Source organism: Ascidiimonas meishanensis (assembly GCF_037782385.1).
GTDB classification, from domain to species: Bacteria; Bacteroidota; Bacteroidia; order Flavobacteriales; family Flavobacteriaceae; genus Ascidiimonas; species Ascidiimonas meishanensis.
This window is the reverse complement of the sequence record NZ_JBBEXD010000001.1, coordinates 933,906-947,308: the sequence shown is the minus strand read 5'-3', so window position 1 is coordinate 947,308 and position 13,403 is coordinate 933,906. Positions and strand designations below refer to the sequence as shown.

The 13,403-nt window shown below is 33.2% G+C and carries 16 protein-coding genes; 8 read left to right on the top strand and 8 right to left on the bottom strand.

The window, feature by feature from the left end; all coding sequences use genetic code 11:
• The first annotated feature begins 20 nt into the window (after positions 1–20).
• The 3 genes from WBG07_RS04160 to WBG07_RS04150 all read left to right on the top strand — a co-directional run bounded on the left by WBG07_RS04160 (position 21) and on the right by WBG07_RS04150 (position 2,254).
• On the top strand, positions 21–497 hold the full coding sequence (locus tag WBG07_RS04160) for a DUF1573 domain-containing protein (RefSeq protein ID WP_340199228.1): 477 nt from the start codon (positions 21–23) through the stop codon (positions 495–497).
• 23 nt (positions 498–520) lie between these two features.
• On the top strand, positions 521–805 hold the full coding sequence (yajC, locus tag WBG07_RS04155) for a preprotein translocase subunit YajC (protein WP_340199227.1): 285 nt from the start codon (positions 521–523) through the stop codon (positions 803–805).
• A gap of 129 nt (positions 806–934) precedes the next feature.
• Positions 935–2,254, top strand: a complete 1,320-nt coding sequence (locus WBG07_RS04150) for a Gfo/Idh/MocA family protein (RefSeq protein ID WP_340199226.1) — start codon at positions 935–937, stop codon at positions 2,252–2,254.
• A 1-nt stretch (position 2,255) separates the two neighbouring features.
• On the opposite strand, the gene WBG07_RS04145 is transcribed toward WBG07_RS04150, so the two are convergent.
• Genes WBG07_RS04145 through pepT form a run of 3 tightly spaced genes read right to left on the bottom strand, consistent with a single transcriptional unit; the run spans position 2,256 to position 4,662 of the window.
• Positions 2,256–2,846 (bottom strand): YdeI/OmpD-associated family protein, encoded by a 591-nt coding sequence (locus tag WBG07_RS04145; protein ID WP_340199225.1) that lies wholly within the window; start codon positions 2,844–2,846, stop codon positions 2,256–2,258.
• Between the two features lie 36 nt (positions 2,847–2,882).
• Positions 2,883–3,395, bottom strand: a complete 513-nt coding sequence (locus WBG07_RS04140) for a DinB family protein (protein WP_340199224.1) — start codon at positions 3,393–3,395, stop codon at positions 2,883–2,885.
• 34 nt (positions 3,396–3,429) lie between these two features.
• On the bottom strand, positions 3,430–4,662 hold the full coding sequence (pepT, locus tag WBG07_RS04135) for a peptidase T (protein ID WP_340199223.1): 1,233 nt from the start codon (positions 4,660–4,662) through the stop codon (positions 3,430–3,432).
• 193 nt (positions 4,663–4,855) lie between these two features.
• Between pepT and WBG07_RS04130 the strand changes: the two genes are divergently transcribed.
• A complete protein-coding gene (locus WBG07_RS04130; RefSeq protein ID WP_340199222.1) occupies positions 4,856–5,881 on the top strand; it encodes a quinone-dependent dihydroorotate dehydrogenase in 1,026 nt (341 codons plus the stop codon).
• Positions 5,882–6,020: 139 nt separating this feature from the next.
• On the opposite strand, the gene WBG07_RS04125 is transcribed toward WBG07_RS04130, so the two are convergent.
• Positions 6,021–6,212 carry a cold-shock protein gene (locus WBG07_RS04125; RefSeq protein WP_340199221.1) on the bottom strand — a complete coding sequence of 64 codons (192 nt, stop codon included), beginning with the start codon at positions 6,210–6,212 and terminating at the stop codon, positions 6,021–6,023.
• A gap of 206 nt (positions 6,213–6,418) precedes the next feature.
• Positions 6,419–7,150, bottom strand: coding sequence for a 23S rRNA pseudouridine(2604) synthase RluF (rluF, locus tag WBG07_RS04120; protein ID WP_340199220.1), 732 nt, complete (start codon positions 7,148–7,150; stop codon positions 6,419–6,421).
• 132 nt (positions 7,151–7,282) lie between these two features.
• Here rluF and WBG07_RS04115 point away from each other — a divergent pair, with 132 nt between their 5' ends.
• Positions 7,283–8,014, top strand: a complete 732-nt coding sequence (locus tag WBG07_RS04115; protein ID WP_340199219.1) for an NYN domain-containing protein — start codon at positions 7,283–7,285, stop codon at positions 8,012–8,014.
• Between the two features lie 5 nt (positions 8,015–8,019).
• Here WBG07_RS04115 and WBG07_RS04110 read toward each other — a convergent pair whose 3' ends face one another.
• Together WBG07_RS04110 and WBG07_RS04105 are read right to left on the bottom strand one after the other, a co-directional pair.
• Entirely contained in the window at positions 8,020–8,550 is a 531-nt protein-coding gene (locus WBG07_RS04110; RefSeq protein ID WP_340199218.1) for a CIA30 family protein, read from the bottom strand.
• 82 nt (positions 8,551–8,632) lie between these two features.
• Positions 8,633–9,106 carry a hypothetical protein gene (locus WBG07_RS04105; RefSeq protein ID WP_340199217.1) on the bottom strand — a complete coding sequence of 158 codons (474 nt, stop codon included), beginning with the start codon at positions 9,104–9,106 and terminating at the stop codon, positions 8,633–8,635.
• Between the two features lie 178 nt (positions 9,107–9,284).
• Here WBG07_RS04105 and WBG07_RS04100 point away from each other — a divergent pair, with 178 nt between their 5' ends.
• The gene (locus WBG07_RS04100; RefSeq protein ID WP_340199216.1) at positions 9,285–10,214 is read left to right on the top strand and encodes a hypothetical protein; all 930 of its coding nucleotides are present in this window, start codon (positions 9,285–9,287) and stop codon (positions 10,212–10,214) included.
• A gap of 63 nt (positions 10,215–10,277) precedes the next feature.
• Here WBG07_RS04100 and WBG07_RS04095 read toward each other — a convergent pair whose 3' ends face one another.
• Entirely contained in the window at positions 10,278–10,931 is a 654-nt protein-coding gene (locus WBG07_RS04095) for a leucine-rich repeat domain-containing protein (RefSeq protein WP_340199215.1), read from the bottom strand.
• 254 nt (positions 10,932–11,185) lie between these two features.
• Between WBG07_RS04095 and mazG the strand changes: the two genes are divergently transcribed.
• Both mazG and WBG07_RS04085 read left to right on the top strand, forming a co-directional pair.
• Complete coding sequence (gene mazG / locus WBG07_RS04090) at positions 11,186–11,962, top strand: nucleoside triphosphate pyrophosphohydrolase (protein WP_340199214.1); 777 nt, start codon at positions 11,186–11,188, stop codon at positions 11,960–11,962.
• Positions 11,963–12,019: 57 nt separating this feature from the next.
• Entirely contained in the window at positions 12,020–13,399 is a 1,380-nt protein-coding gene (locus WBG07_RS04085; RefSeq protein WP_340199213.1) for an MATE family efflux transporter, read from the top strand.
• The last annotated feature ends 4 nt before the right edge of the window (positions 13,400–13,403 follow it).

Genomic DNA, 13,403 nt, shown 5'->3' with positions numbered 1-13,403 from the left:
ATAAATTTAAAAATTGAATAATGAAAAAAACTTTTTTTATTCTTGGAATGATGGCGGTAGTAGTGTTTACGTCTTGTAAAAAAGAAGATGCTACAAGTAAAATCAAGACCGAAAATGTTGAAACCGCAGCAAAAAGAGATGAAGCAGCTAAGTTAGTGCCTGTAATGTCCTTTGATAAAGCAGAACATGATTTTGGCACCATTGATCAAGGTACTCCGGTTGAAACGACCTTTACATTTACCAACACTGGTAATGGGCCATTAATTATTACAGATGCTAAAAGTAGTTGTGGTTGTACAGTGCCTAGCTATCCTAAAGATACGCCTATAGCTCCTGGGGAGTCTGGTGAACTTTTAGTTAAGTTTAATGGAAACGGTGCAAATCAGGTAACTAAAACAGTAACGGTTACAGCGAATACGGAGAAAGGTTCTGAAACATTAATGATTAAGGCTTTTGTTACTCCAAAAAATGCAGCAGCGAGTCCTGTGCTACAATAAATAATATAATTTAAACTATTTTGATGGAAACACTCAACTCGTTTGCTCCTTTTATACTTATGTTTGCAGTGGTTTATTTCTTTATGATAAGACCACAAATGAAGCGTCAAAAAGACGAAAAGAAATTTGCAAATGAACTTAGAAAGGGAGATAGAGTCATTACTAAAAGCGGAGTGCATGCTAAAGTATTAGATCTTAATGAAGACGGCACCTGTATTTTAGAAACTACGGCTGGTAAAATTAAATTTGAACGATCAGCCATCTCAATGGAGCTGTCGTCAAAACTAAAAGTGCCTGCCAAAAAATAAAACAAAAACAAATATCTTTAAGAAGGCGTTCATATAAATGAACGCTTTTTTTTATGCCTAAATTTTATAACTAATATCTTAAAAATTAAGTAACTTAAAGCATCACAATCTTTTTAATACCTTATGAATATGTATTATACCAGAAGAGGTTTTATCAAAAAAAGTTCTTTAGTTATGCTAGGCACAGGAGCTTCTATGTTGTTTCCAGTAGAACTATTGGCAAGTTACAGGAAGTATGTTGGGCCTAATGATCGTATCCAAATTGGCTTGATAGGTTGTAAAGGCATGGGATTTTCAAATCTAATATCGGTACTTAAAAATAGTGAAGCATCTGTAGTGGCGTTATGCGATATAGATATCAGGGTATTGGAAAAACGAAGTGATGATCTGGCAAAAGCTGGGATTAAAAAACCCAAATGGTATACAGATTATCGGTTGTTATTAGAAGATAAAGATGTGGATGCGGTTATCATTGGAACTCCAGATCATTGGCATTGTTTACAACTCACTGATGCTTTAAGCGCCGGTAAACATGCATATTGCGAAAAACCTATTGCAAATAGTATGCAAGAAGCAGCTATAATGCTTGATGCAGTTAAAGAAAGTGATAGCATAGTTCAAATAGGACAGTGGCAAAGAAGTGAACCCCATTTTGAGGACGCAATTAATTTTGTACATACAGGAAAACTCGGGGAAATAAGATTGGTGAAATCATGGGCGTATATGGGCTGGATGAATCCCTTACCCATAGTTGCAGATACATCTATTCCAAATGGGGTAGATTATAAAATGTGGCTGGGGCCTGCTCCAGACAGACCATTTAATTCCAATCGGTTTCATTTTAATTTTAGGTGGTTTTGGGATTATGCCGGGGGTCTTATGACAGACTGGGGAGTGCATTTATTAGACTATGCACTTTATGGTATGAAAGCAGTGCACCCCAATTCTGTGATGTCAATGGGAGGGAAGTTTGCCTATCCAGATGATGCACAGGAAGCCCCAGATACATTACAAACAATTTATGATTTTGGAACATTCTCTTTGCTTTGGGAGCATGCTATGGGAATTGGTGGGGGTAATTACGGCAGAGATCACGGAATTGCTTTTCTAGGCAATAATGGAACGCTTATTTTAGATAGAAGAGGATGGGAAGTAATTCCAGAAGGAGATAAAATGGAAAAAATTGAACTCCAGAAAGGAGTAGGAAATGGATTGGACAGTCACACAAAGAATTTTTTGGAGGCAATGAAATCTGATAATGCCTCCCTCTTAAATGCTCCTATCCAAATTGGCTATGATGCTGCAATTATTTCACAACTTGGTAATATCGCTTTTAGAACTGGAAAACGGATTCATTGGAATGGAGAGATAAAAAGATTTGCAAGTGGTAAAGCAAATAAATTAATGAAAGCCAGATATCATAATGGATGGAAACTTCCTAAGCCCTAGTTTATCTGTATTTATCATTCAGACCAATACCTTTTTGAATAAGAGGGATAATTTTTTCAATACGTTTTTTTAAAGTAACTTCTTTCTTTGCTGTGCTAAGATACGCTGCAAACTCTCTTTTCTGTGTTAATGAAAGCTGATGAAATGCTTTTTCTGTTTTTTCGTCTGCTTTCAATATATTTTTTAGCCTCTCTGGAATTTGGAATGGCTTTTTCCTTTGGGGCTTAAGATGCTTTCCGTCTTTACAGTTTTGAATGGCTTCCAGTACATATTCAGTAATCAACAGTTTATTAATAGTACTGTTAGGTGTGAATCTTAATTGCCGCATAGCAATTGTTTTATCTGCTTGTGCATTTACCAGTACTTTATAGGGGTCAGAAAGAAGAACTCCTTGAAAAAACCACAAACCAACATAACTTTTAAAGCAGCCAATTCCCACAATATTTTTTTTCTGGTAGGTATAAACCGGGCCATTCCACTTTAGTGTTTCTTCAAGATCACAATTCAATAAAATTTCTCTGAGTATTTGTAATTCTTTTTTAAAAAACATATCATTTTTAAAAAATGATTCTACAGAATTAACAGCATTCATAAGTATTGATATTGTTACCTATAAAGATACAAAAAACTAAAAATTTCCTGCAAACCGCAAAGGTTGTTGTTGTGCCGAGGAAATGTTTAAATATTCATATTTGAGCTTAATGATCTTTTGAAGTTGTGTATAATCATTATCAAGCCAATTCATCAAAAATAACTTGGCAGAAAGTTTCCCTAACTTCGGGTCAAGAAAAGAACGCTCCCATTGAGTTTCGTCAATAGCTAACAACCAACGTACCGAAGCTTCACGTTCAATTACGAACCTTCTTAACGTAATACGGTAGTCTTTAGAAGCATACATTTTAGAATATCGCCAATTTTGTGTCTGAATTTCAGGCAATGGCTGTTCGGAATTGGAAAGTAACCAATCTGTTTGTGATCTGTAGTAATTAATTTCTAACTCATATAAATGGCAAAGAATATCGTGCATGCTGAATGCATCTTCTGTTTTGCGCCAAAGGCGTTGTTCTTCACTAACATTTTTAATAAGGTTCAGGAAAACATCGAGGTTTTTCCGCAATTGGAGTATAGCTACTTCATGCATTTGTTAAGATTTGGGCAAAACAAATATAACAATTTTAATTGAAATCGCTAGAAGTGGTTAATTCACAAATTTTCACAATAACTTCTACAGCCTTTTGCATGCTTTCAACGGGTACATATTCATAGGGACCATGAAAATTATGCCCTCCTGCAAAAATATTAGGGCAAGGCAAGCCCATATAAGAAAGTTGAGAGCCATCTGTGCCTCCTCTAATGGGTTTAATAATGGGCTCTATTCCAACGGCTTTCATTGCTTCTTCCGCAATAGATACAATATGAAATACAGGGGTTACTTTTTCTTTCATATTAAAGTATTGATCCTTAATAATAACCTTTACTGCATTTTCATATTGAGTATTTAAATCATCAGCTATTTGCAAAAGAAGTTCTTTTCTGGCTTCAAATTTTTCTTTGTCATGGTCTCGCACAATCCCTTCAATAGTTGCATGCTCAACTCCTGCTTTAAGATCATAAAAATGGAAAAAACCTTCTCTTCCTTCAGTTTTCTGTGGAACTTCTGTTTTCGGCAGCAGACTTAAAAATTCGTTAGCAATAAGAACAGCATTAATCATTTTATCTTTTGCATATCCTGGGTGCACACTCTTTCCGTCAATACTTATTTTAACGCTCGCAGCATTGAAATTTTCATATTCCAATTCTCCTATCTGACTTCCGTCTACAGTGTATGCCCATTTTGCACCAAATTTAGCCACATCAAATTTATGCGCACCTCTACCAATTTCTTCATCTGGTGTAAACCCCACACGAATGGTTCCATGCTTTATTTGCGGATTTTCAATAAGAAATTTCATGGCTTCTATAATCTCTGTAATACCTGCTTTATCATCTGCGCCAAGCAAGGTATTTCCGTCTGTAGTGATAAGCGTCTGGCCTTTATATAGATTTAAGTCTTCAAAGTATTTTGGAGATAGTATTTTGTTTTTTTCCTTATTAAGTACAATATCCCCGCCATTATAATTAGTGATAATTTGAGGATTTATATTAGTTCCTGAATAATCTGGGGTAGTATCAAAATGTGAAATAAAACCAATTACAGGCACTTCATTTTCAACATTAGATGGCAAAGTAGCCATAATATAGCCATAATCATCTATGGTAACTTCCTGCATACCTATTTCCATGAGGTCTAAAACCAATTTGTGAGCAAGATCCCACTGCTTTTTAGTACTAGGAGTGGTTTTTGATTCTGGGTCTGATTGTGTATCTATTTTAACGTATTTAATAAAACGATCAATGAGCTGTTGCATGGAAGAATTTAGTTTATTCAAAAATACTACTATTCAATAAAATTTAGAACAACGCAAAGCTAAAAATGAGTGTCAGTGATCTCTTTTATGGTAGAACCGTACATTGTTGATAAGCTAGCTACAATTTATAAGATACTAGCTTTGCTATGGACTAATTAAGAATTATTTTTGTGCAATTCATGTTTACATATCTATGTATAAATATTTAATCAGGCCTTTCCTTTTTCTGTTTGATCCAGAAAGTGTTCATCATTTTACGTTTAAATTAATTCGTTTTGTTTTCCGTATTCCTGGAGTCTCTTTGGTATGTAGACAAACATATCAAATAACGGATAAGAAGCTAGAAAGAAATGTATTTGGTCTGCATTTCAAAAATCCTGTTGGACTGGCCGCAGGATTTGATAAGGATGCAAAATTGTTTAATGAATTATCTGATTTTGGTTTTGGTTTTATAGAAATAGGAACTCTGACACCTCTTCCCCAGCAGGGTAATCCTAAGAAAAGGCTGTTTAGATTAAAAGAAGATAAAGCTATTATTAACCGAATGGGCTTTAATAATGGTGGGGTAAAGGATGCAGTGAATCGATTAAAAAAGAATAAAAATGTACTTATAGGAGGTAATATAGGAAAGAACAAGGCAACACCCAATAAAAATGCTGTTGACGATTATACCTTTTGTTTTGATGCCTTATTTGATTATGTGGATTATTTTGTAGTAAATGTAAGTTCACCTAACACTCCAAATTTAAGAGATCTTCAAGATAAAGAACCGCTTACCAAACTACTAAATACGTTACAGCATAAAAACAATTTAAAACCCAAGGTAAAACCTATTCTACTTAAAATTGCGCCAGATCTTTCTGATGAACAGTTGCTTGATATTATAGAAATTGTAAAAATTACAGGTATTGCGGGTGTAATTGCAACCAATACAACAATTTCTCGAGATGGTTTAAAATCTCCTTTAGAGATCACAGAAGAAGCGGGTGGGCTAAGCGGTAAACCTTTAGGTAAGAGAAGTACTGAGGTCATTCGTTTTTTAGCAGAAAAAAGCAAGCATTCTTTTCCTATTATAGGTGTAGGAGGTATTGATAATGCAGAAGACGCTTTGGAGAAATTAGAAGCAGGTGCTTCTTTAATACAATTGTATACTGGGTTTATTTATGAAGGTCCTGCTTTGATAAAAGAAATTAACAAAAGGTTGTTGACGAAGGGTTAGAAAGTAGTGTTAAATTCAAATTTTCTGGATAGAAATAATATTAAAAATAAAAAATAATAGCGTATTTCTATTCAAAAAGGCACCATAAAAAAAGGTTTGCCGTTAAGCAAACCTTCGTTTAAAAGTCTTAGCGTAAATATTAAATCACCTTTACATTCACTGCGTTTAATCCTTTTTTTCCTTCTGTCAAGTCAAATTCTACTTCATCTCCATCGCGTATTTCATCGATTAAACCTGAAATGTGTACAAAATGTTCTTTGCCTGATCCTTCTTCGGCGATAAAGCCAAATCCTTTAGTTTCGTTAAAAAACTTTACGGTTCCTTTGTTCATTGTTATAAATTATAATATAATATTAGTGCAAATGTAGTGTTAAAAAATTGGAGTTACAGAAATTATGCGATTTTTTTAACAAAGTATTTTTTTAAAGCAAATTATTGAAAATCAAAATAATGAAGATAAAATTGCTTTTAGCAGTAAATTAAGTTCTGTTTAAATGCATATTTTTTGTGTAAGAAACGCCCTTAAATAATTGCTTGTTATTGATGTGTTTTGGTAGAACTAGCAACCAATCTATTAATTTCTTCAAGCTCTTTATCGGTAAGATCTCTCCATTGTCCTGTTGGTACATCAAGTTTGACATTCATAATTCTGGTGCGTTTAAGGCTTAGTACTTCATAATTGAAGTATTCACACATACGTCTTATTTGACGATTAAGCCCTTGGGTAAGAATAATTTTAAACTTGAAAGTACCGAGTTTTGTCACCTTACATTTTCTGGTTACTGTGTCTAAAATGGGTACTCCATTACTCATTTGTTCCAGAAAGCGCTTAGTTACAGGTTTATCTACGGTAACAATATATTCTTTTTCATGCTCATTTCTTGCTCTTAGAATTTTGTTAACGATATCACCATCATTCGTTAAAAAGATAAGCCCTTCACTAGGTTTATCTAATCTTCCTATTGGAAAGATGCGTTTGGGATACTTAATATAATCAATAATATTGTCTTTTTCTACATTGGTATCTGTGGTACAAACAATTCCTATGGGCTTATTAAATGCAATATAAACTGATTTTTCTTGTGGTACGTTAACTAACTTTCCATAAACGCGCACTTCATCATTAGGGCCAACTTTTGTTCCTTTTTCTGGAACCACCCCATTAATAGTTACTCTTCCCTCTTCAATGAGCTTGTCTGCGGCTCTACGGGAACAATATCCTACTTCACTTAAATACTTGTTAATTCTTTTCAGTACAGGTTCTTCCACAATAGTGTATGATAATCAAAAAATTATTTTAAACGAAGATATTGTTTTTTGGGATGTCTTTAGGATCTCTAAAATTATTTATTTTATCAATAATAAATACTTTAAACGCTATTATTTTTATCTTTAACGCCTATGATTGTAGATACTAAATTAGCCGTTTTAATTGATGGCGACAATATTCCTTCCAGATATGTAAAGGAAATGATGGAAGAAATCACGAAGTACGGAACGCCAACTATTAAAAGAATTTATGGCGACTGGACCAAACCACATTTGTCTAAATGGAAGAATGTGTTGCTTGAAAATGCTATTAATCCTATTCAGCAATACGGCTATACTATTGGAAAAAATGCAACAGATTCTGCCATGATTATAGATGCAATGGATATACTTTATTCTGATAAAGTAGATGGATTTTGTCTAGTATCATCGGATAGTGATTTTACAAAATTGGCAACAAGGCTTCGGGAAGCAGGAATGAAAGTATATGGAATTGGCGAAAAGAAGACTCCAGACCCTTTTATAGTAGCTTGTGACAAGTTTATTTACCTTGAGATACTTAAATCGGATACTGAAAAACAAGGTGCCGATGGTAAAAAGCAAAAACGTACTTATGATAAAATCACACCAGCTGTGATTAGATTATTAAGAAATTCTGTAGACGATGCAGCAGACGAAGATGGTTGGGCTTTTTTGGGAGATGTAGGATCACTCATCTTAAAAAAGCAACCTAATTTTGATTCTAGAAATTTTGGTTTTGAAAAGCTTACTCCTTTATTTAAGTCGTTAAACCAATTTGAATTAGAAAGACGCGATCAAGGAAATACCAGGTTTAAACTTGTTTATGTGCGTAATAAAGGCTAATAGTTTTATTGCAATGTAATTTTGTCTATAACGAGTTCAAAATCTTGAGCTTTCTTGTTTCCGATAAGAAAAGCAATCTCGCTTATTTGATTATCAGAATACTTGGGCATATCTAATTTTCTACCCCTAAATGTAGGATACATATCCTTCAAATTAATTTCAATAATTTGCCAATCAGTATTAGTTTCAAAATAAGAAATATAGGAGTAATAATCTTGAGTATTTGACTTTATTCTAAATTGGTATCTGTTACCATCACCTTTTAGACGAATTAAAATAGATTTATAGGATTGGGTTTCAATACTTTCGGGTCTATATCTTACCGATGAAAATCCACCATTATTTTCAAGGGAAACGTTACCTTTAAAAACACCATGTCCATTTTCATTAATAAAGAAGTTACCGTTAGACCGTCCGCCCATCACCACATCATCAACTACATTCCATCTGTCAAGGTTAGCATTTTTATGAAAATCAAAAATAGTTAGGGTAGGCAACATCATAAGTAAAATAAAAAAATGAATAAATATTTTCATGATTTAAAGACAAATTTAAAGTGATAAGGTATTTATTTTTTATTTATAAGAGTGTTATCAATCTCATAAAATAATAGCGCTATCAATCAAATTGCTCTAATTCTCTAGTGTAATCATATTGCAGGTCTTCATGCAGCAGTAAAATCTTTTTTCTAATTGCATTTAATTCGCGATCATAGATATTGTATAATACCCTGTTTTTTAGAATACTGGGCGTAAAGTCTCTTATTTTCATACAGAAGTATAAGAGGAGTTCTATTTCGGTTTCTTTGTTTTTAGAATATCGAATGTACTTTTTAGTCAATCTAAGTATTTTCCGTACACTCTTTTTAATGTAGAAAACAGATTTTAGATTAATTAAATTGAATTGTAGATCAATTTCTTCCTTTACACTATTTATATATCCAGTTTCATCATCGGCCTCAAACAGAAGATAAGTTAAAAGCTCTTTGGTCTCTTTTTTGAACTTGGCCAACGTAAGACAAATATCAATAAGATCTTTTTCAGAGCGATGTTGTAATTCAGTTTTTAATTGTTTAACGGTAACGGCTTTCATACGTTCAATTTACTATTAAAAGATATGGTTACTCCTATTAACTTATTGATTAAAAACAATTTGAATGTATTATGCAGTTTTGGTCATTAAAAGATAAATTTTGTATTTTATCTAAATAAGTTATCAGTAACAAATTTATTTTATTAAATTGAATTTTACCACAAAACATACCACTCAAATGAAAAACTTACTATTTAGCGGAGTATTTTTTTTGTTCCTCAATCTTAATGCTCAAAATAAGATAACTGTAGGAACTTCTTACTCTAATTACATTAAAATTGTTGAAGTTGAAAATACTGAAGCATGGACAGAAGTCATGTTGGAGTTTAATCCAACTTCCAATTCTTCCGGTACATTGCATGCTCCTAGTGGAAAATCTCCTTATGTTATAACAGACAAAAAAGGCAATAGATATGCATTGATAAGTCAAACGGGTTGGGGGGGAAGCTTATCTGGAGGTTTTGGAAGCGCACAATTAAAAGCATATAAGAAAAAGTATGTCAAACTTTTCTTTAACCGACTGAAGAATGTTAATGATATTTATTCATTAACAGAGGTTGATTGTGATGGAACCAATTGCTGGAATTTTTATGACATTAAAATTTCTACAGGTACTACTAAAGTAAATTCTTCTTCTAATAGTAATAGCAGTAGCAGTAGCAGCAGTAATAAAACTAAAACCACCTATGTAAACACAAGCTCTTTAGACAAATCTAAAGTGTCTGCTAAGTTTGAGAAAACATGGATAGATTACGATGTTTATGATGATAGTGGAAATTATGGAATGCGAATTCACACCAAATTTTTTGTTTATAATATGGAGAAACAAAAATGTTACTTTACTATTCGATTCATGAAAGGAGAGGACTTTCTTAAAACCTCTGATGTTGCATACAAAAACATTTCTGGACAGATTGAATTAAAGAAAAGTTTGACACCAGCATACGCAAGCACAGTATATAATGATAAAGCCGTTTTTATGCCGTATAATAAATTGAATTTATCGGCAGGGGAGCATATGGTAAAATGCGATGTAGATATCTTTTATGCAGATGGAACATTACTTAAACATTTAGGATTTAAAGAGTTTAAGTATACTAAAAATTAAGGGAGCTACCCTTTCTAAAAAATAGCTTTCATTTTGAAATGTACACCCATTAAATAGTAGAGGTTAGTTACAACTGATTGCATAGGTGTCTTCTTCATCTTTTTCCCATTGAGATGGAATATTGTTAAGTCTTGAAGCACTAACCTTTATACAAGTTAATGGATTATTAACTACTGAAAAACTATTAAGCTGGCTGTTGTTAGCGACATCAATAGCGGTTATATTATTATCTGGGATTACGAGTAATTGGAGATTTAAATTACCTGAAACATTAATAGATGAAAGTCCATTATTTGCAGCTCCAATTTTTTCTAAGCTTGAGAGATTAGCTACATCTAAAGATGTAATCTCATTATTATCTACAAAAATAAATTTCAATTTGCCATTATTGGAGACATCAAGAGTAGTTAGTGCATTATCATTTGCCCAAAGATTTTCTAGATTTATGAAATCTTCAATCCCCGTTAAATCAGTAATGCCTTTGTCATTTAGAATAAGGTCTCTAATATTTTCAATATTTGCGGTCAGAACACTACCGTCTAATGTGGTATCAAAACCAAGATCTATAAGACTTTGTTCAAAAGCCGGATCTTTTAGCTCCGTAGTTTCTACCACGGGGTCTTGTTCAATTATAGTCGTATTATCTGAACTGTCTGATGAGCATGAAGTTAAAACAGCAATAGACAAAAGCCCTGCGCTCACAAAGAATTTTTTCATAACATTTATTTTTTTTCGTAGCAATTTAGGAATCCTAAGTTTCCGTATTTAATGTTTTGTAATAAGATAAAAGTGTAGTTCAAAGATACAATTTTCTGTTTAGTAATGTTTTACAAATTACATAGGTCTAAGGTTAAGATATGTTAAAAGGAAAAACAGCATAAATATTTTAGTAAATTGTAAAAAGAAATAATGAATATCTTTCTCATCCTAAAGGATTTTTTAATTCCTTATTTTTGACAAAACATCTAAAGATGAATTCCAGAAAGGATCAATTAGAAGCGATAGATCGGTTATTAACTATTATGGATGAGCTAAGGGAAAAGTGTCCCTGGGATCGGAAGCAAACGCTACAAACGTTAAGACATCTCACTATTGAAGAAACGTATGAGCTGGGCGATGCCATTCTGGATAATAATCTTACTGAAGTCAAAAATGAATTGGGTGATTTATTATTACATATAGTATTCTATGCTAAAATTGGAAGTGAAACAAACCACTTTGATATGGCAGATGTAGCGCATAGTATTTGCGATAAACTCATTAATCGTCATCCTCATATTTATGGAGATGTAGATGTAGCCAATGAAGAGGAGGTAAAGCGCAATTGGGAAAATCTAAAGTTAAAAGAAGGTAAAAAGAGCGTATTAGAAGGAGTTCCAAAAGGTCTTCCGGCTTTGGTGAAGGCAAACAGAATACAAGACAAAGTAGCCGGTGTAGGTTTTGACTGGGAAGAACCAACTCAAGTATTTGAAAAATTACAGGAAGAGTTGGGAGAGTTTAAAACAGAAGTAACTGCTGGTCGTCAAAAGAAAATGGAAGATGAGTTTGGAGATGTGTTATTTAGCATGATTAACTATGCCAGATTTTTGAATATTGATCCAGAGAATGCATTGGAACGTACCAATAAAAAATTCATTAAACGATTTCAATATCTAGAAAAAAAGGCTCAGGATAATAAGAAAAGCCTACAAGATATGACCTTGAAGGAAATGGATATTTTTTGGGAAGAAGCAAAAAAATTATCCTAACTTCAATACTACAATAGGGTATTTAAATATGGTATCTTTGCTATCTTTTAAGTAAAGATGTCTCTACAAAATTATACCAAAGAATTTAGATACAACCTTAGGTTAGCAATACCTGTAATAGCAGGGATCCTAGGGCACACGCTGGTGCAATTTTTTGATAATGTAATGGTTGGGCAGTTGGGTACTGCAGAACTGGCAGCCGTATCTTTGGGAAATAGTTTTGTCTTTATTGCTATGAGTATTGGAATTGGGTTTTCAACGGCTATAACGCCATTAGTTGCGGAAGCTGATGGTGCGAATGATTTTGAAAAAGGAAAACAGGCTTTTAAACATGGTATTTTATCTTGTACAGTCTTAGGAACCTTATTATTTCTAATTATATTCTTAGCAAAACCATTAATGTATGCACTGGATCAGCCTGTAGAGGTGGTGATACTTGCGAAACCATATTTAGATTTAGTAGCCTTTTCATTAATACCTTTAATTGTTTTTCAAGGTTTCAAACAATTTACAGATGGCCTATCACAAACTAAATATGCTATGTATGCGGCGGTTTTAGGAAACGTGATCAATATAATACTGAATTATTTGCTAATCTATGGGAAATTTGGTTTTCCAGCCTTGGGTATTGTTGGAGCCGCTATGGGAACATTAATTTCTCGTTTTTTGATGGTAGGTATTCTTTGGGCTACTATTTACAAAAAAGACAATTTAAGACCCTATATCTCTCATCTTAATTTTAGGATTATAAAAATTTCGGTACTTAAAAAAATAATTGCTTTAGGCTTTCCGTCTGCATTACAAATGCTTTTTGAAGTTGCTATTTTCACTGCTGCCATTTGGTTGAGTGGTATGCTTGGTAAAAATGCTCAGGCGGCAAATAACATTGCTTTAAATCTTTCTTCTTTTACCTTTATGTTTGTTATGGGACTGGGGTCTGCAACCATGATAAGAGTTGGGAATCAAAAAGGACTTAAAAGATTTAAAGACTTAAGACGAATTGCGCGCTCATTCTTTTTAATGAGTATTTTAATTCAAACTTTTTTCGGGATTCTGTTTTTGATATTTCATCAGAATGTGCCATGGTTGTATATGGATAGTTCAAATATGGCAGATTATGCAAATACTATGGAAACGGCAGAAATAGCTGCTCAACTCCTAATAGTTGCTGCTTTTTTTCAAATCTCAGATGGTATTCAAGTGGTAGTGTTAGGAGCATTGAGAGGAATGCAGGACGTTAAGGTGCCTACGTTTATAACGTTTATTGCATATTGGGTAATAGGTTTTCCAATTTCTTGGTATTTAGGGCTTCATACAAGCTTTGCCAGCACGGGTATTTGGATTGGATTGCTTGCCGGACTTAGTGCATCTGCAGTTTTGTTGTATATTCGTTTTAACATACTCACAAAACAATTAATACGTAAACCTAACAAATAGATAC